The following is a 17,844-nucleotide window of genomic DNA, read 5'->3' as shown; positions in this document are numbered from 1 at the left end:
TTAAAAACTCCGGTTTAATGAAAAAACAGCCCGACTTTGACAGTCCTCAAGGCATTGACTGCGCCCAATTGAGGTACCAACCCAAGCTAAACTAAAGGCCCAATCGTCAGCAAAATTCCAGCTCACTCCAAGCTGGTAATCCCAATAGGCCGACTTACGGCCATCGAATGCCCCTAAAAGTTGATTCAAATCCGTGCTGGAATCAAACCGATTATAACCTAATGATATAAATACATCATAACTCTGCAAACTGTAGCTATAGCGACCAAACCAGTAACTGAATCGACCAACATCCTGTCCAAAGTAATCTGGGCTGTAATGCATTCCAAGCTCAAGTTGTTGCCAGGAAAAGTGAGCGTACCATTCATTGTAATTGTAGCCTTGTGTTCTATCGGCGTTCGGGTACCAGTAACGCATCACCCCCACATCAAGCCCAAATGACTCAGCGAAGTCCCCTTGCCAGCCCAACAATGTATCCAGCTCCACACTGCCATCTCCGAAGCTGATATTCGATCCCCAGACAGTGGCGTAAAAACCCGAGGTGTGGCTGGCTGAATACTCAAGCTGCACAGCCGGGCTACGCTCAGTTTGTGAAACGCCCCGAAAACGGTAGTCTGAAATCAACACGGCCTCTCCAGCCAACTCAAACGCAGGGGTTGTGCTGGCCCAGACCGGGCCTCCACACCAGCCCTGTAGAGCCATCATGGCACTCAATGTCATCAAACCTGTCATTTTTTTCATACAATCCTCTACGATTACAAAGTTTCTTGCGTCGACAACACCGGGAAGCGATCATCCAACGCGATATTCAGCGCCAAGACATTGACTCTGGCCTGTCCCCAAACTCCAAATGAAGGTCGCTCTGTAAGCTCATTGATCACTGCGACAATGGCAGACTCATCAACGCCTCTGGCAGCAGCAACACGTGCAGCTTGCATAGAAGCTGCCCCTGGGGATATATGCGGATCCAACCCCGAGCCTGACATCGAAATCAATTCAACCGAAATCTGTTGCGCAGTGACCTGCTCACGTTGCTGGATACGCTGACTGAAACCAGTTGCTAACGATCTAAGCTCTGGATTGGAAGGCGCCAGGTTACTGCCACCAGTATCCGTTGGGTCATAATCAACGGCACTGGGACGCCCATAGACATACCGCTCAGACTCAAAAGCTTGTGCAATCAACACAGAGCCACGAACTTCCCCATCATGCACAATCAGACTTCCTTTGGCCTGCTCAGGAAATAGCAGGCTTCCACTGAGCGTGCTTAACCCCGTGTAGAGCACACCACAGACCAATAAGGACAACAGAGTAAAGCCACTAACACGCTTTAACTCGGCAGCGCCCCGAAGCTCTGTTAACAACAGAGTGTGTTGCTGATTCATTTTGTTCATTGCAGCCACCTATAGAAACATCGACAAAAACATATCAATCCCTTTAATCGCCACGAATGGCACCAGAACACCACCCAAGCCATAGATCAGCATGTTGTGCTTTAACAACACATCGGCTGTGGCAGCTTTCAAACGAACACCTCTCATGGCTAATGGAATTAAGGCAGGGATGATCAATGCATTAAATATCAAGGCAGAGACGACAGCAGTGCCAGGACTATGAAGTTGCATAAAGTTCAGTGCGGCAATACTGGGAATTGCCCCCGCAAACACGGCAGGAATAATGGCAAAGTACTTGGCAACATCATTGGCCAGCGAGAAGGTGGTTAAAGCGCCACGCGTGATCAACAGCTGTTTGCCAATCTCAACCACGGCCAGTAGCTTGGTAGGATCCGAATCCAAGTCCACCATGTTGCCAGCCTCTTTGGCTGCTTGCGTACCATTGTTCATGGCCAAACCAATGTCCGCTTGGGCAAGCGCTGGCGCATCGTTGGTACCATCCCCAACCATCGCAACCAAACGGCCTGCGTCTTGCTCTTGTCGGATCAATTGCAGCTTGTCTTCAGGCTTTGCTTCAGCAACAAAGTCATCCACCCCAGCCTGCGCGGCTATCACCCCCGCTGTCACCGGGTTATCCCCTGTTACCATAATGGTTTTAACGCCCAATGCCCGTAAGCTGGCAAAACGCTCCGCGACGCCAGGTTTAATCACATCGGTTAAAGCGACAACACCAAGAATGGCCGTATCCATGGCAACAACCAAGGGGGTGCCACCTGACTTGGCAACCTGATTGACCAGAAGGTCAAGATTCGCCGGGATCCGCAACTCACGTTGCAACGCCCATTTGATGATCGCATCGGCAGAGCCTTTTACCGCGATGCTTTGGTTGGTAAGGGTGTTTCCGGAAATGCGGGTTTCAGCAGTAAATGGAATGGACTCCTGAATAGCAACCTCTTCCGGCAGGTCGGTGTGATCAAGTGTTAGTTTGAGAACAGACTTTCCTTCCGGGGTTGGATCGTTCAAAGAGCTGATACCTGCCGCTATGGCAAGCTGAGTGATGCTTACCCCTTGCACTGGTAAAAACTCTGTAGCCTGGCGATCACCATAAGTAATGGTGCCCGTTTTATCCAGCAATAAGGTATCAATATCACCGGCGACTTCAACCGCCTTACCAGACTTGGCAATCACATTGGCTTGTAAAGCACGGTTCATACCAGCTATACCAATCGCAGGCAATAACCCGCCGATCGTGGTAGGTATAAGGCAGACCAGCAATGCAATCAGCATCACATAATCCAGACTTACGTCCAAAAAACTCGCTATAGGAGGCAGGGTCGCAACCACCAACACAAACACCATTGTCAGAGCGGCAAGCAACACGGTTAACGCTTGCTCATTGGGTGTTTTTTTCCGTTCAGCCCCCTCGACCAGGGCAATCATTTTATCCAGAAAGCTATGACCTGGTTCCTGGCTCACTTGCACAACAAGCTCACCAGTCAGCAAAATGGTGCCAGCAATCACACTTGAACGATCAGTATTTGCTTCCCGGAGCACGGCAGCAGACTCTCCTGTTACCGCCGACTCATTGACGGTACCGAACCCCTTAAGGATTTCACCATCGACAGGAATCACCTCACCCGCTTTGACCAAAACCTGATCACCGGGTTTTAACAGTGATGCATCCACACTATCGAGCTTCCCTGCGCTGATGCGTGTCGCTTTTAACGCAGCACGCGTTGCTTTAAGGGACTGAGCCTGGCCTTGCCCCCGAGCTTCAGCAAAAGCTTCTGAGAAGTTTGCAAACAACAGTGTGAACAATAAAATGACACTGCAACTGATCGCCAATCCAAATGGCTGTTGCTGCAACATTAGTTGAAAACTAAGCAACAACGACACCAGTGTACCAAGCCAGACAACAAACATGACCGGGTTCTTAAAAGCATGTTGCGGTAACAGCTTCACCAAAGAAACCATGATGATGCTCTTGAAATTAGAGGTTTGCATTAGAACGACTCCTTACCAATCACCGCAAGCTCCAGACCTTCACCAATAGGCCCCAATACTGCGGATGGCAGAAATGAAAGGAAATTCAACATTAAGATCACCACCACCAACGTGATGCAAAAGGTCAGACTGGATAATGTAATGGCATTACTGGATTGCTGTGAAACCCGCTTTGAGGCCATCATGCCTGCTACAGCCAATGGCAAGATAATTGGCAAATAGCGGCCAAGCAACAAGGTAAGAACAGCAGATAGATTCCACCAGGGCGTATCATCGTCCAGTCCCTCAAAACCAGATCCATTGTTGGCAAAAGCAGAAGTGTACTCATAGAAGACCTGTGAAATACCATGGAAACCGGGATTGGTGTTGCCTGTTAAAGATGGAAATGCCACTGTCACCGCAGTCAGTACCAAGATTACAGCTGCAGGTAATACCACCAAGCCTCCCAACAGACTTATCTCTTTAGTTTCTAGTTTGCGACCTAGCAATTCAGGTGTTCGCCCCGTCAATAAGCCCGCCAAAAACACAGCAACCCAGACATAAACAATAAAGTTAATCAAGCCGCTGCCAATACCACCCCAGATGGCATTGATCAGCATACCGGCCCGTGTAGTTAACCCTGCGATTGGATTCAAAGAGTCATGCATGGCATTGACAGAGCCATTCGAGGTTTGGGTGGTTAACGTTGCCCACAGTGCAGAAGTATCCGAACCAAACCGGAATTCTTTTCCTTCCATATTCGAACCGGGATGACTTAAATCAGCCAAGGCTGCATTTTGCTGTCGCTCGCTGTATATCGTCGCCGTAATCAAGCTCAGACTGAGCACGCCCATAACCACAAAAGCCATCGCCGAGAATGAACGGCTCCTAAGCACTGAGCCGGCCATCAATACCAGTGCAATAGGGATCAACCATATGGCGATCAGTTGCAGAACATTGCTCAGCGGAGTCGGGTTCTCATATGGGTTGCTGCTGTTGGGTCCAAAATAGCCCCCGCCATTGGTACCAAGTTGTTTAATGGCAATCATAGCGGCCGCAGGCCCACGAGGGATTTCTTGCTGCACCACCTCAGTGGCAGGATCTAAGGTTGTCGCCATGGCTGCCCCTTGAAAGGTACTGGGTGTACCTTGCCAAACCAACAACAATGAAAGTACGAAGGCAATGGGCATCAGTACCCGAAACACCGCCCGGGTCGTATCAACATAAAAGTTTCCCAGATCCCGCGGTTCCCCTTCTTTAGCGCTCTGATGATTACGACCACCAGACATAGCACGTAATATTGCCAAGCAGGCAGCCAAACCCATCGCGGGTGTCAAAAACTGCAACGTAACAATTAACGTTCCTTGCGACAGATACGTCAGTTGAGCTTGACCGCTGTAATGCTGTTGATTGGTATTGGTTAAGAACGAAACAGCCGTATGCAAAGCAAGATCCCAGCTCAACGCCCCTATGCCATCCGGGTTTAAGGGGAGAATATGCTGAAACTTAAGAATGAGAAATGCCAGGATACCAAACATCAAGTTTGTTAGTAGAAAAGCTTTCGCATAGACTTGCCAAGTCATGCCCTGCGAAGCCTGAACGCCTAACAAGGTGTATAAAAGTGACTCAAGCGGCAGAAATAGTCGATCACTAAAGTGGGGACTTTGATTAAACACCCCTGCCATATAGCGACTTAATGGCCAAGCCAGTGCTAGTGTCAGCAAAATAATCGTAGAAACCTCAAGCATAACTTCTCCTAGAACTTTTCTGGGTAAAACATGGCGAATGCCAAGTAGACCAACAGAAAAATAGTGATAAGCAACAACAATGTATTCATGGGTACCTCCTGATTGGAGGCATGATTCTCTGAGGTTTTGGCGTAATTTTTCTAGATTAAGAAGCCGTGGATGGCATAAAGAATGTCTAAGTATGAATAAAGAAAGTGTAAAGTGCGACGCTGTGCTTCAAACTATTCATTAAGCTCTGCTAATTTGTCCTGTTGATACAGGCTTTCAAGCTCTGCGGCCTTTTGCTGCGCCGCCAATTTCTGCACGTCTTGATTGATTTTCTGCATATGACTATTTTTCCTTAATGTACTGGATACCCTGTTCATTTTTTTAAAACGCCAGCGAGTTAATAGCAAACTTTTGAAGCATAATATCACCAGAAACCTTGCTTCGTTAAAGCCATGATTCTTGACAAACTGCATCCGGCACCATAATCTTACCTAAGTCTTACTTTACGAAATAGCTGCCGTGGAAACCACCAAATTATCCAGCAAAGGCCAGGTCATCATACCGAAGCATATCCGGCAATCTCATCACTGGGAATCAGGTTTAGAGCTGCAAGTGATTGAACAAGAGGGTGGTGTTTTGCTAAAGCCGAAAGCCCCCTTTGCCCCAACCGCACTGACAGAGGTTGCTGGCAGCTTGCCCTATTCTGGCAGCAGCAAGACCAATGCAGAGATTGAAACCGCAATGAAACAAGCCGCGAAAAAGGCCTGGCGTGATAGCAATTGATACCAACATCATTGTCCGGCTACTCACCAAGGACGATGCGGTGCAGTATGCGGCCAGTCTTCAACTATTCGAAGCCGAACAAATATTTATACCCGATACCGTGATTCTGGAAACTGAGTGGGTACTGCGCTTCGCATACGACTTCGAACCCCAGCAGATTTGCGCAGCACTTAGAAAGTTATTTGGGTTGCCAAACGTGGCTTTATCCAATCCGTATCTGATGGCACAAGTTTTGGACTGGCATCAGCAAGGGCTGGATTTTGCCGATGCTTTTCATTTAGCCCAAAGCCAGCAGTTGCCGACTTTCAAAACCTTTGACGAAAAACTAATTAAAGCCGCCAAAAATCTTTCCTCGTGCGTAGTTCAGAAACCCTGAGCTCAGTGGCGAAAACTAACCAACGGTGTCAGCTGCTCAGCCCAGGTGTGGTGTGCACCCTCGCCCTGCGCTTCTAAAAACTCCAGCAAACCGTCGAGAAAGACTCTGACCCGGGCAGGCAAGTAATCGCGCTTGGGGTAAATGGCAAAAACGCCGTTGTCTGGCTCCGGTGGCCGGTAGTAAGGGTACAGCGAAACCAAAGCCCCGCTTTGCAGCCCCTCTTTAGCCAGAAAGTGAGGCAACTGCGCAAAACCCACGCCATCGGCACACAGCTGGGCCATGGCTTCGCCATCATCGGTGATATGCCTTGGCTGCAAAGCAGTGGGTTGATAGTTGCCATCGGCATCTGGCAGCATGATAGGTTGCAGCTGCTGGGTTTGTTTGAAGCGAAAGCCTATCCAGGCATGCTGGGTAAACTCATCGGCATAAGCCGGCGTGCCATGCTGGGATAAATAGCCAGGGGAAGCACAGACCAGAAAATCCATCGGGCTTAAGCGCCTTGCGACCAGCCGACTGTCTTTGATGTAGCCGGTGCGCAGGGCGATATCGATGTCGTTTTCTATCAGATCAACATGCAGATCATTGAGTTGCAAATCCAGCTGTATCGCCGGATAACGCTGACTGAATGCCTGTAGCATCGGGCGCAGATAGAGATGGCCGTAACAGACAGCGCACGTGATCCGAAGCACCCCGCCAGGCCGGTCATTTAATTGCTGAAGCTCACGCTCGCAGCAACTAAGCTCCTGCATCATGCTGCGCACCGTCGCCGCATAACGCCGTCCAGCCTCGGTAATGCTTAAACGCCGGGTCGAACGCTGGAAGAGTGTCAATGCCAATTGTGCCTCGAGCCGGCCAATGGCTTTGCTTACGGTAGAAGGATCCGTACCACAGCTTTTGGCTGCGGCGGCGAAGCTACCACCATCACAAGTTGCTAAAAAAATCTCCAACAAACGCAGTTTGTCCATCATTACTCACTGCCCTCAGCCCTACAATCAATCCAAAATACCATGAAATTCATGAATTGTATTCATGAGTGAAAGGGTGTTACAGCTAATTTTCTTTTAAGTGTACGACCATAGAATACCAGCCAACAACGAGCAGAAGGATACAGAGGATAACTATGTTGCGCATTTCAACATTTTCTACGGTCATAGCAACCGCCAGCAACAGACCAGATCTTCACCACTGGCTGGCAGCCCTGCTGCTAGCCTTTATCACCATGAGCGGCTTGTCTTACATCAACTTTCTCCCGGCTCTGGTCAGTGCACTGGCCGGTGACATTGGTTTTAGTGAGGTACAGGCGGGCCAAATCGTAGCACTGAATGGCTACGGTGCTTTGTGTGGCACCAGTCTGGCGATTTTCTTAGTACGCCACATCCGTTTTCGCCCGGTGCTAATAGCAGCTTTACTGCTGTTGGCAAGCATGGATATTGCCACCCTCTGGCTGGATGATTTCTTGCTGCTGCTCGGCTGGCGCTTTCTCGCCGGCCTGGCTGGTGGTCTCGCCCTTGGCTTGGGTGTGGCCCTGCTGGCACGACACCCTTACCCCGATCGGGCCTTTGGCGCTTTATTGTTTGTGCAATTCAGTGTTGGCTCCCTGGTAATTTACCTGCTGCCCACGCTCGAAGCCATGCTCAGTGCCCATGCTGTCTTTTATGTGATGGCCAGCTTTGCAGTGCTTAGCCTGGTGTTGGTGTGCTTACTGCCAGCTGGCCGGCTGCAGGCGGCCCCCGATCAGGTGCCTGGTATCTCACCCAGCAACCAGCATGGCAGAGCTGTCATCACGGTGCTGTTGCTGCTGGCAGCCATGCTGGTGTACCAAATCGCCGCCAGTGCCATCTGGGCCTATGCTGCGTTAATCGGCACTGCCGCGGGTGTGCACCATGAAAGCGTCAGCACCACCATCGCAGTGACCGGGATGCTGGGTTTGCTGGGCGCTCTGTTACCCATGATGCTGGGCAATAGCTATGGTCGCCTCCCCTGGCTGATTGCTGGCTGCGTGTTCTCCATCAGCGCTGCCATCCTGCTCACTTATCCCAGGCAAGGTCCGTCCTATCCCCTGGCGCTGGCACTGTTGTTCTTTTCCTGGCCAGCGGTGCAATCCTTCTTGTTGGCAGCAACCTCAGCCCTGGATAGCTCCGGCCGGCTGGCGACCCTGGTGGCGCTGGTGTCTTCTGTCGGCCTGGCCACAGGGCCTCTGCTGGCTTCGGCATTGATCGCTGACAGCCATTTCGGCTTGATGCTGCAGATTGGCGCCAGCCTCTTTGTGGTCAGCCTGCTGTTACTGTACAAGCCTATTCTTTGGTCCGGGCAGCATGCTAAGGAAGCTTAACTTATGATTCGTTACCTATTGAATAAAATGCTGCTAACGCTAAAAAAGCGCTACCACTACGATGTGCGCTATCAACAGGATATTCTGCAAGCTGATCTGGCTGCGTTTTTAAAGTTCATCGGGTTTCAGACCATGGCGACTCACTCAGGCCCGGTACCGCTTGATGCACTCTACGCCGCCAGAATAGGCGCTCTCCTGTCGGAAGACTGTGGCCCCTGCACCCAACTGGCGGTGGATTTGGCACTCGAGGCCGGGGTGGCCCCTACCATAATCCAGGCCATTGTGCAGCGCGATGTAGCAGCTCTGCCAACGGAAGTGGCCCTGGTGGTGAACTTTACGGAGCTGGTGTTAACCCGCAAGCCGGAGGCGGATGCGCTACGTGAAGGCATCCTGGCGCTGTGGGGGCAACAAGGGCTTATTGCCCTTGCTTTTGCAATCAGTGCGTACCGGGTATATCCTGCGCTAAAGTACACATTGGGTTACGGCAAAGCCTGCAGTCAGGTGGTTGTTGATCACCAGGCTCTGGTGCCAAAGGTCTCTGACGATTTGTCAGCCTGAGTACTGTACTGTGGTTTCTATAGGATACCCCCAACATCAGCGTCTTTGTTACTGTATAAAAAAACCCCGGCTTTGTACCGAGGCTCTGTATCAACAAGCCTTGAAAGCAGGCCTGGTTCTTAATCGACCTTACACGGCTTCAGTTGCCAGACCCGGTCTACATAGTCCTGAATCGAGCGATCCGAGGTGAACTTGCCAACACAGGCGGTGTTCATGATGGCTTTTTTCGCCCAGCCGGCTTTGTCGCGGTACCAGCCGTCGATTTGCTGTTGCGCCGCCTGGTAGCCTTCAAAGTCGGCCAGCACCAGATAAGGATCGCCACCTTCCAGCAAGCTGTGCTTGATGGCCGCCAGCTCGCCCGGCTTGCCCGGCGTGAAGTAATCGGTTTCCAGCCAGTCCAACACGGCTTTGATCTCCGGGTTGTTGTGGTAGTAATCCCGGCTGTGGTAGCCACTTTGACGCAGTGCTTTCACTTCATCGACCGTTAAACCAAAGATGGCGATGTTGTCCTCGCCCACCTCCTCGGCAATCTCGATGTTGGCGCCATCCAAAGTACCCACCGTAATGGCACCATTTAACGCCAGTTTCATATTGCCGGTACCGGAGGCCTCTTTACCGGCGGTGGAGATTTGCTCCGACACATCGGCTGCCGGGATCATCTTCTCGGCCAGCGTGACCCGGTAGTTCGGCATAAAGACCACTTTGATGCGATCTTTAACCCGCTTGTCGTGATTGATCTTCTCGGCCACTTTGTTGATGGCATAGATGATCTCTTTCGCCAGCTTGTAGCCAGGCGCTGCCTTGGCACCAAAAATAAACACCCGTGGCACCATATCGTAATCCGGGTTTTGCAGGATCCGACGGTACAATGCAAGAATATGCAACAGATTCAGATGCTGGCGCTTGTACTCGTGCAGCCGCTTGATTTGAATGTCAAAGATGGCAGCTGGATCGACCGCTACACCAGTCAGATCCTGGATCACTTTGGCCAAATCAGCTTTGTTCTGCTGCTTGATGGCCATAAAGTCGTCCTGCACCTTAGGATCATCGGCATAAGCGGCCAGTTTCGACAACTGCTTCAGATCCGTTGGCCAGTCGCTGCCAATCAAACGGTCCAGCATCGACGACAGCCGCGGGTTACAGGCTTTTAACCAGCGCCGTGGCGTAACACCATTGGTGACATTGGTAAATTTTTCGGGCCAGAGTGCTACCATTTCCGGGAACAAGTCGGATTGCACCAGTTTGGAGTGGACTTCGGCCACACCATTGACCCGGAACGAGCCCACCACCGACAAATGCCCCATCCGCACCATCGGCTCATGGCCTTCTTCGATAATGGAGAGTTTGCGCTTTTTGTCGTTGTCGCCCGGCCAGCGCACATCCACTTGCTCCAACAAGAAACGACGGTTGATTTCGTAAATGATTTCCAGATGGCGCGGCAGTACTTTTTCAAACATCCGCACCGACCAACTCTCCAGCGCCTCGGGCAGCAAGGTATGGTTGGTGTAAGCAAACACCTGCTGACAAATGCCCCAGGCTTCATCCCAGTGCATATCGGCGCGGTCGACCAGAATACGCATCAGCTCCGGGATAGCGACCGCCGGGTGGGTGTCGTTCAGCTGAATCACCACTTGCTCTGGGAACTTGCTCCAGTCATCGCCATGGGCGCGCTTGTAACGGCGAATAATGTCTTTTAACGAGCAGGAGCAGAAGAAATACTGCTGGATCAACCGCAGCTCTTTACCTGCTTCGGTTTCATCGTTCGGGTACAGTACCTTGGAAATGGTTTCCGCTTCGATGTTTTCGCGTGAGGCATCGACGTAGCCGCCGGAGTTAAATACATCCCAGTTAAAGAAATCACTGGCACGGCTTTCCCATAAACGCAGCACATTGACCGAGCTGCCATGATAACCCACCACCGGAATGTCCCAGGGCACCCCTTTGATGATGCGCCCCGGGTGCCAGACTTTCTTCATGCGGCCTTGCAGGTCATAGACGGTTTCGACATAGCCATAGACCGAAATTTCCTGCACCGACTCTGGCCGGCATATTTCCCAGGGGTTGCCGTATTCGCGCCAGCTGTCCGGTCGCTCGATTTGCCGGCCTGCCTGAAACTCCTGCTGGAACAAACCATGCTCGTAATGGATACCATAACCGACCGCCGGCAGGTTCATGGTGGCCAGCGAGTCGATAAAGCAAGCGGCAAGACGGCCAAGGCCACCGTTGCCAAGCGCCATGTCTTCTTCCTGATCTTCCAACTCGGCAATATCATGGCCCAGCTCAGCCAGCGCTTGCTTGGCAGACTGATACAAGCCCAGGTTGTGCAAATTGTTGCTAAACAGACGGCCCATCAGGTATTCCAGGCTGAAGTAATGCACCGCCCGGGTATCTTGTTGGTAATGCTCGCGCTGCGTGGTACGCAAGCCGTCGAACACGGATTCATTCACTGCCGCACAGGTAGCCCGCCACCAGGCTTGCGGGCTGGCCTTATTGATATCGGTGCCCAGGGTCGCATGCAGATGACGTACGATTCGCTCTTTCAGCTGCTCGGCAGTTAGCTGCATAGCGGCAGAACTCGGTTTTGTGGAAGTAGTTTTCTTAGTCATTGCCAATCCTGTTGGTTAGAAGCTCACCTGTCATTCACAGCCGCAGCGAAAACACCTGCTGCTGGCTGCTTGCTAAGCTTAGCTGGTTGCTAAGCTCAGACAAGTGAAAGATTTCCTGCTATTAAATGTAAAAAGATTACAAAAAACAAGGCAGGAATACGTTTGCAGTGGCATTGACAATAAATTATCGTAAGAATATTACACTATTTAGCGCCATCACTCCTTGATGGCGGCAAAAACAGCATCGACAAACGCTTTCGCATCGACTTCCAACTGAGCCAGATGGCTGGCATCGACGAAGCTTTCGAGATAAATTTTGTAGGTATTTTCGGTACCTGAAGGCCGGGCCGCAAACCAGCCATTTTTAGTCACCACTTTCACCCCGCCAATACCGGCCTGGTTGCCAGGTGCTTTGGTCATGACCGCCAAAATCGCATCCCCGGCCAATTCAGTTTGCGCGACACTGCCGGCATCCAATTGTTTCAGCGCTTGCTTTTGCGCAGGCGTTGCCGCAGCATCCAGCCGACGGTACAAAGGACTCCCCAGCTCTTTGGTCAATGCCTGGTACTGCAAAAAGGGATCAACCCCGGTTTTGGCCAGCATCTCGGCTGCCAACAGCCCCAGAATAAAGCCGTCTTTATCGGTGCTCCAGGCGCTGCCATCAAACCGCAAAAAGCTGGCACCGGCGCTTTCCTCACCACCAAAAGCCACACTGCCTTCGGCCAGGCCATCGACAAACCATTTAAAGCCCACCGGTACTTCATAGAGTGAACGGCCACGCGCCGCCACCACCCGGTCAATTAAGGCGCTGGATACCAGGGTTTTGCCAATCTTAAGCTCCGCAGACCAGGCTGGCCGATTGCTGAGCAGGTAATTGATGGCCACCGCCAGATAATGGTTCGGATTCATCAGGCCGCCACTGCGGGTGACAATACCATGACGGTCAAAGTCCGGATCATTGCCAATGGCGATGTCGTACTGATCTTTGAGTTGAATCAAATGACTCATGGCATACGCCGATGAACAGTCCATTCGTATCACACCGTCTTTATCGAGCGGCATAAAACCAAAGGTCGGATCGACTTTGTCGTTGACCACCGTTAGGTCGAGCCCATAGCGCTTAGCAATCACTGGCCAGTAATCAATGCCTGAGCCACCCAGGGGATCGACCGCTATGCGGATGCCGGCTTTGGCAATGGCTGCCATATCCACCACGTGCTGCAAATCCTCGACGTAAGGCGCAATGTAATCAATAGCCTCGCACAACGGGGATGCCAGTGCCTGTTCTAAGCTGACACGTTTCACACCAGCAAGATCAGCTGCCATCAACTGATTGGCGCGCCGCTGAATGATATCGGTTACGTCGCTGTCAGCCGGTCCGCCATGCGGTGGGTTGTATTTTATCCCCCCATCTTGTGGTGGGTTGTGCGATGGCGTGATCACCAGACCATCGGCTTGCTCGGCATGCGTTTTGTTATGGCAGATAATGGCGTGAGACACCACAGGTGTCGGCGTAAAACCCTGCCCTTGCTGGATGCGTACCCGTACACCGTTGGCCACCAGCACCTGCAACACCGAGGCAAAAGCGGGCTCCGATAATGCATGGGTATCCTTACCGACAAAGAGCGGGCCAGTGAAGCCAGCTTGCAAGCGATATTCGGCCACCGCCTGGCTAATGGCCAGCAAATGCGGCTCATTAAACGCATGCGCCAGGGCACTGCCACGATGGCCTGAAGTCCCGAAGCTGACCTGGTGCTGTGGATTAGCAACATCCGGCTTTAGTTCGTAATAACTGCTAACCAGCTGACAGACATTAATCAACTGATCCTGACTGGCAACCTGGCCAGCATTCGGGTGAACAGACATAATGGCTTCCTTATAATAAATCGCGTATTTGTTCTGCTTCCATGTCGCTGTAGCCAAGCTTTAACGCAGCTTCGGTCAGCATCATTTTTTTACGGGTGGTGTTGGAGTTGGTGATCACCCAAAAGTCGCTGTCCGGGATGGCTTTAGGATTCGTACTGCTGCCCGATTGCAACAGTTCACTGTCGCTGCGACCGAAATACTGCCGATCACGGCCTTTAATCTCCAATACCTTGGCAAATTGCTTGGGATGAGTCTTGGCCAACGCCGATAAAATCAGTAAAAAACGGCCGACAATGCTGGACTCCGCTTGCAAGTCCTGCCGGCTGATACGATCAAACACCGAGCCTTTTGCACTTTGTTTGCTGTCATCGGGCTGGTTTTTACTGGCAGCCTTAGGTTGCTCAGTCGCATCGGTTTTGCCAAGCGTGGATGAACTGCCTTCAGTGACTGGCACAACAGCATCGGCTGAGCCCAGCAGTAAACGGCGCAGGATCTGTGAGGCACTCTCACCAATTTGCTGAGTCTGGCTGGCGATGTACTGGTACAACTCTTCATCTATTTCAATGGTTTTCATGCTTTTGGCCTGTTGCGAAAGGTTCGGTTCTTTGTCTTTGGCCATTATATAAAGCCACCAGAGCAGATACCAGCCTGTATCGTCTGGTTGCTCGTTTCTGCTACCATACCCCACAATTGCATCCAGCCCAATGCTCCGGGCGCAAAAGTCACAGGATTGTCATGAAACTTTTTACAGAGCAACGTGGCAGCGGCCCCTATCTGGTGTTGCTGCATGGTCTTTTTGGCAGCCAGGATAATCTGGCGGGAATAGCCCGGGCCGCAGCGCCATTCTTCACGGTCGTCAGCGTAGATTTACCCAACCATGGCCGCTCCCCTCACTGCGATAGTATGAATTACCCAGAGATGGCCCAGGCTGTGCTCGACAGCTTGCCAGCGGATGCCGACAGCTTTTATCTGCTAGGGCACTCCATGGGCGGTAAAACCGCTATTCAAATCGCCTTGCAGGCCCAAAAGCGGGTCAAGGCCTTGCTGGTGGCAGATATTGCTCCGGTTCAGTACGACGATCGCCACAGCAGCATTATTGATGCTATGCAAAGTGTGCAGTTGGATAGTCTGGGTTCGCGCCAGGAGGCCGACCAGCAATTGGCGCGTACCATTAAGGAGCCAGGTGTACGGCAATTTTTGCTGAAAAACCTGGTGAAAGAAAACGACCGCTTTTACTGGCGCTGCAATCTGCCCGTGATCGCACGCTGCTATTCGCAGGTATTAGCAGCACCCACAGGCGCGCCCTATTCCGGGCCCGTGCTTTTTATTAAAGGCGCCAACTCTGATTACATTGAGGCCAGCCACCAAAGCGCTATAAAGGCACTGCTGCCCAAAGCCAGGGCGAAAATCATTCATGGTGCTGGCCATTGGCTGCACGCGGAAAAGCCCGCTGCCTTTCATAAAATTGTGCTGGATTTTTTACAGACAGAACCTGCTTAGCCGGTTGATTTTTGAGCAATGAATTTGTGATAAAACAAGAAATACTTACCCGCTTTATGCTATAGTGCCGCCGTTTTTTTCTGGCGGTGTGCGCATTATGGGTTACGATATTGAGTTGTACGAATCGTTGGCACTGTGGATTGGTCTGGCCATCTTGTTTTTCTTTATTGGTATGGCCATTCAGGACGTGTTAAAGCGTGGCAAGGTGCCGCTGTTTGGCCGGGTGTTTGTCTGGATCGTTCTATTTACCGGTTGTGCCGGCTTTATCGCCAAAGGCATTATCCAGTTTATTTACGAAACACAAGGGCTGGGTTGATGGCCAAAAGCAGTAGCGACCGCACCACACCCGATTTATTTGCGCAGGAAAAACGGCCGGGCCGGCCTCGCACCAACCTGTTACCGCGCCAGGAGCAACTCAAGTTTAATAAGCGCAATCAGGTAAAACGCGATCGGGAAAAAGGCTTGAAGCGTATTGAATTTAAAGTACCTGCTGAGCTTTATCAGCAGCTTTCAGAAGCGGCAGAGCAAGCGCACCTCACCCGCAGCGCTTATCTGGAGCAGGTTTTAACCAACGTTTTAATTAAGTAAAAGGCATGCATCTATGGCAACTGTAGGTATTTTTTTCGGCAGTGATACCGGCAACACCGAGCACATCGCCAAAATGATCCAGAAAGAGCTGGGCAAACACCTGGTAGAAGTGCGGGATATTGCCAAAAGCAGCAAAGAAGACATCGCCAACTTCGATTTGTTGTTGCTGGGTATCCCAACCTGGTATTACGGTGAAGCTCAGTGCGACTGGGATGATTTTTTCCCGGAGCTGGAGGCCATCGATTTCACCGATAAGCTGGTCGCTCTCTTTGGCTGCGGTGATCAGGAGGATTACGCCGAATACTTCCTGGACGCGATGGGGACCCTGCGCGATATCATTGAACCCAAAGGCGCTATTCTGGTTGGTCTGTGGCCAACCGAGGGCTACGATTTTGTCGCCTCCAAAGCGTTAGCAGACGACAATCACTTTGTTGGCCTTGGCATTGACGAAGATCGCCAGCCCGAGCTGACCGAACAACGGGTCAAAGCCTGGTGCAAACAAGTGTACGATGAAATGTGCTTAAAAGAGCTGGAAGGCTTGTAAACACAACAATCAGGGCATGCCAAGCATGCCCTTTTTTATTCAGTTTTATCCTGTTTCATGGCCGCTGATAACGATGCGGTCTCTTCAGACTTAGCCTTATCCTGCGACGGGGCTTCATCTTCCTGCATGCCCTTTTTAAAGCTTTTAATGCCAGTTGCCACATCCGACATCAACTGTGGAATTTTACCCCGGCCAAACAACAATAAAAATAACACCACCACCAACAAGATCTGCCAAAAACTTAGCGCCATAATTGCCTCGATTGTTTTTTGCCTGTCTTTAGCATGGCGCAACTTTGTGACGTTAAGATTGCACCTTTCAATTTGATGAAAAAACAACAGCCCACCCACTTTGACACAGAAAAGTCACATTGCTTTGCTAGCTTTTGTCTATCAGCAGCAAATCGAGATAACTATGTTTGATCTAAGTTGGATGGAACTGGTGTTTTTGGCTATTTTGGCCTTGATTGTGGTTGGGCCGAAAGATTTACCTAAACTGGCCCGTGGTATTGGTCAGATGTGGAGTAAGGGGCGCCGCTTGTATCTGGACATGCAACAAAAATTACACCGGCTGGAAACCGAGATGGAGTTAGCCAAGGGCGATGATCCAACCAAAGCACCCAGTTACTACGATTTACTGCCCGAGCATGTCCGGCAGGCGATGGAACGACCCGAGCCTAGTAGGGATGCGGCAGAAAACCAACGGATTGAGCAAGAATACCGCCAAGCCATGACTGAACTTGAACAACAGCATGCCGCCAAGCAAGCGGAGCTCCACCATGAAGGATGATGCACTGGACTTAGCCCGGGCTCCTTTGCTGAGTCATTTGCTGGAGCTTCGAAGCAGATTGTTACTTTGTCTTGGTATATTTGCACTGACATTCATTGGTTGCTATCTGGTGTCTGAGCAGATTTACAATTTCTTGTTACAGCCCTTAGTCCAAAGCTTTGACGATCCAAACAGCCGCAGGATGATTTTTACCGGCTTGCATGAAGCCTTTATGACTCAGCTGAAAGTTGCTCTTTTTGCAGCGATGTTACTCACGCTGCCATTTGCCTTGTTGCAATTGTGGCGTTTTTTGGCACCTGCTTTGTACCAACATGAACGCCGTTACACCCTGGTTCTAATGCTCAGTACCCCCTTATTATTTCTGGCCGGAGCTGCGCTGGCCTATTACCTGGTGTTTCCTCTTGCCTGGGAGTTCTTTCTGAGCTTTGAAACCACAGCAACGGAGCAACGCATAGCAGTACAACTGGAAGCCAGAGTCAGCGAATATCTGCACCTGGTGATGCGGCTGGTACTGGCATTTGGTATCAGTTTTCAGCTCCCTATCCTGCTATTTTTACTGGCAAAAACAGGCATCGTAACGGCCCAAGGGCTGGCAGAAAGCAGGCGTTATGCCATCGTCGCAACTTTCGCGGTGGCAGCCATCATCACACCACCTGATTTGATTTCACAAATTGCACTCGGAACCCCAATACTTTTGCTGTATGAGCTTTCCATAGTGCTCATCCGGCTGGAGCAACGCTGGCAGCTTTCCCGCCAGCACAAGCCGAAATAGTCACATAAATTACATCC

Annotated in this window: 21 protein-coding genes; 10 read left to right on the top strand and 11 right to left on the bottom strand. The window is 51.1% G+C overall.

Annotated elements, in window-relative coordinates:
- The 6 genes from QWY20_RS07795 to QWY20_RS07775 form a co-directional block, all read right to left on the bottom strand.
- The gene (locus QWY20_RS07795) at positions 1 to 741 is read right to left on the bottom strand and encodes a TorF family putative porin (protein WP_330088921.1); all 741 of its coding nucleotides are present in this window, start codon (positions 739 to 741) and stop codon (positions 1 to 3) included.
- 14 nt (positions 742 to 755) lie between these two features.
- Entirely contained in the window at positions 756 to 1,394 is a 639-nt protein-coding gene (kdpC, locus tag QWY20_RS07790) for a potassium-transporting ATPase subunit KdpC (RefSeq protein WP_330128452.1), read from the bottom strand.
- Between the two features lie 9 nt (positions 1,395 to 1,403).
- Positions 1,404 to 3,398, bottom strand: a complete 1,995-nt coding sequence (kdpB, locus tag QWY20_RS07785; RefSeq protein WP_330128451.1) for a potassium-transporting ATPase subunit KdpB — start codon at positions 3,396 to 3,398, stop codon at positions 1,404 to 1,406.
- On the bottom strand, positions 3,398 to 5,125 hold the full coding sequence (gene kdpA, locus QWY20_RS07780; protein WP_330128450.1) for a potassium-transporting ATPase subunit KdpA: 1,728 nt from the start codon (positions 5,123 to 5,125) through the stop codon (positions 3,398 to 3,400). Before kdpA ends, kdpB begins: the two co-directional genes overlap by 1 nt.
- Positions 5,126 to 5,133: 8 nt before the next feature.
- The gene (gene kdpF, locus QWY20_RS18660) at positions 5,134 to 5,214 is read right to left on the bottom strand and encodes a K(+)-transporting ATPase subunit F (protein WP_407935412.1); all 81 of its coding nucleotides are present in this window, start codon (positions 5,212 to 5,214) and stop codon (positions 5,134 to 5,136) included.
- Between the two features lie 132 nt (positions 5,215 to 5,346).
- Positions 5,347 to 5,586 carry a hypothetical protein gene (locus tag QWY20_RS07775; protein WP_330128449.1) on the bottom strand — a complete coding sequence of 80 codons (240 nt, stop codon included), beginning with the start codon at positions 5,584 to 5,586 and terminating at the stop codon, positions 5,347 to 5,349.
- 46 nt (positions 5,587 to 5,632) lie between these two features.
- On the opposite strand from QWY20_RS07775, the gene QWY20_RS07770 reads away from it, so the two are divergent.
- Together QWY20_RS07770 and QWY20_RS07765 are read left to right on the top strand one after the other, a co-directional pair.
- Complete coding sequence (locus QWY20_RS07770; protein ID WP_330128448.1) at positions 5,633 to 5,896, top strand: AbrB/MazE/SpoVT family DNA-binding domain-containing protein; 264 nt, start codon at positions 5,633 to 5,635, stop codon at positions 5,894 to 5,896.
- The gene (locus QWY20_RS07765) at positions 5,883 to 6,272 is read left to right on the top strand and encodes a type II toxin-antitoxin system VapC family toxin (RefSeq protein WP_330128447.1); all 390 of its coding nucleotides are present in this window, start codon (positions 5,883 to 5,885) and stop codon (positions 6,270 to 6,272) included. Before QWY20_RS07770 ends, QWY20_RS07765 begins: the two co-directional genes overlap by 14 nt.
- A 2-nt stretch (positions 6,273 to 6,274) precedes the next feature.
- Here QWY20_RS07765 and QWY20_RS07760 read toward each other — a convergent pair whose 3' ends face one another.
- Positions 6,275 to 7,240: a LysR family transcriptional regulator gene (locus QWY20_RS07760; RefSeq protein ID WP_330128446.1), complete on the bottom strand. Its 966-nt coding sequence runs from the start codon at positions 7,238 to 7,240 to the stop codon at positions 6,275 to 6,277.
- A gap of 152 nt (positions 7,241 to 7,392) precedes the next feature.
- Here QWY20_RS07760 and QWY20_RS07755 point away from each other — a divergent pair, with 152 nt between their 5' ends.
- Positions 7,393 to 8,604: an MFS transporter gene (locus tag QWY20_RS07755; RefSeq protein ID WP_330128445.1), complete on the top strand. Its 1,212-nt coding sequence runs from the start codon at positions 7,393 to 7,395 to the stop codon at positions 8,602 to 8,604.
- Positions 8,605 to 8,607: 3 nt separating this feature from the next.
- A complete protein-coding gene (locus QWY20_RS07750; RefSeq protein WP_330128444.1) occupies positions 8,608 to 9,162 on the top strand; it encodes a hypothetical protein in 555 nt (184 codons plus the stop codon).
- Between the two features lie 119 nt (positions 9,163 to 9,281).
- Here the strand turns inward: QWY20_RS07750 and QWY20_RS07745 are convergent, their stop codons facing one another.
- The 3 genes from QWY20_RS07745 to seqA form a co-directional block, all read right to left on the bottom strand.
- The gene (locus QWY20_RS07745) at positions 9,282 to 11,768 is read right to left on the bottom strand and encodes a glycogen/starch/alpha-glucan phosphorylase (RefSeq protein ID WP_330128443.1); all 2,487 of its coding nucleotides are present in this window, start codon (positions 11,766 to 11,768) and stop codon (positions 9,282 to 9,284) included.
- Positions 11,769 to 11,984: 216 nt separating this feature from the next.
- Entirely contained in the window at positions 11,985 to 13,634 is a 1,650-nt protein-coding gene (gene pgm / locus QWY20_RS07740; protein WP_330128442.1) for a phosphoglucomutase (alpha-D-glucose-1,6-bisphosphate-dependent), read from the bottom strand.
- 10 nt (positions 13,635 to 13,644) lie between these two features.
- A complete protein-coding gene (seqA, locus tag QWY20_RS07735; RefSeq protein ID WP_330128441.1) occupies positions 13,645 to 14,208 on the bottom strand; it encodes a replication initiation negative regulator SeqA in 564 nt (187 codons plus the stop codon).
- Positions 14,209 to 14,369: 161 nt separating this feature from the next.
- Between seqA and QWY20_RS07730 the strand changes: the two genes are divergently transcribed.
- From QWY20_RS07730 to fldA, 4 genes are all read left to right on the top strand, one after another.
- A complete protein-coding gene (locus QWY20_RS07730) occupies positions 14,370 to 15,134 on the top strand; it encodes an alpha/beta fold hydrolase (RefSeq protein WP_330128440.1) in 765 nt (254 codons plus the stop codon).
- 97 nt (positions 15,135 to 15,231) lie between these two features.
- Complete coding sequence (locus QWY20_RS07725; protein ID WP_330128439.1) at positions 15,232 to 15,450, top strand: DUF2788 domain-containing protein; 219 nt, start codon at positions 15,232 to 15,234, stop codon at positions 15,448 to 15,450.
- Positions 15,450 to 15,722: a LexA regulated protein gene (gene ybfE, locus QWY20_RS07720; protein WP_330128438.1), complete on the top strand. Its 273-nt coding sequence runs from the start codon at positions 15,450 to 15,452 to the stop codon at positions 15,720 to 15,722. The genes QWY20_RS07725 and ybfE overlap by 1 nt, the downstream gene beginning before the upstream one ends.
- Before the next feature lie 13 nt (positions 15,723 to 15,735).
- Positions 15,736 to 16,266, top strand: coding sequence for a flavodoxin FldA (gene fldA / locus QWY20_RS07715; protein ID WP_330128437.1), 531 nt, complete (start codon positions 15,736 to 15,738; stop codon positions 16,264 to 16,266).
- A gap of 35 nt (positions 16,267 to 16,301) precedes the next feature.
- Here fldA and tatA read toward each other — a convergent pair whose 3' ends face one another.
- Positions 16,302 to 16,517 carry a twin-arginine translocase TatA/TatE family subunit gene (gene tatA, locus QWY20_RS07710; RefSeq protein ID WP_330128436.1) on the bottom strand — a complete coding sequence of 72 codons (216 nt, stop codon included), beginning with the start codon at positions 16,515 to 16,517 and terminating at the stop codon, positions 16,302 to 16,304.
- Between the two features lie 163 nt (positions 16,518 to 16,680).
- Here tatA and QWY20_RS07705 point away from each other — a divergent pair, with 163 nt between their 5' ends.
- Positions 16,681 to 17,055 carry a Sec-independent protein translocase subunit TatA/TatB gene (locus QWY20_RS07705; RefSeq protein WP_330128435.1) on the top strand — a complete coding sequence of 125 codons (375 nt, stop codon included), beginning with the start codon at positions 16,681 to 16,683 and terminating at the stop codon, positions 17,053 to 17,055.
- Positions 17,045 to 17,827, top strand: a complete 783-nt coding sequence (gene tatC, locus QWY20_RS07700; protein WP_330128434.1) for a twin-arginine translocase subunit TatC — start codon at positions 17,045 to 17,047, stop codon at positions 17,825 to 17,827. Before QWY20_RS07705 ends, tatC begins: the two co-directional genes overlap by 11 nt.
- Positions 17,828 to 17,844 lie beyond the last annotated feature (17 nt).

The organism is Alkalimonas cellulosilytica (genome assembly GCF_036325985.1).
In the GTDB taxonomy this organism is placed as follows: Bacteria; Pseudomonadota; Gammaproteobacteria; order Enterobacterales; family Alteromonadaceae; genus Alkalimonas; species Alkalimonas cellulosilytica.
Note: the sequence above shows the minus strand (reverse complement) of the source record. Positions and strands in the feature narration are given on the sequence as shown.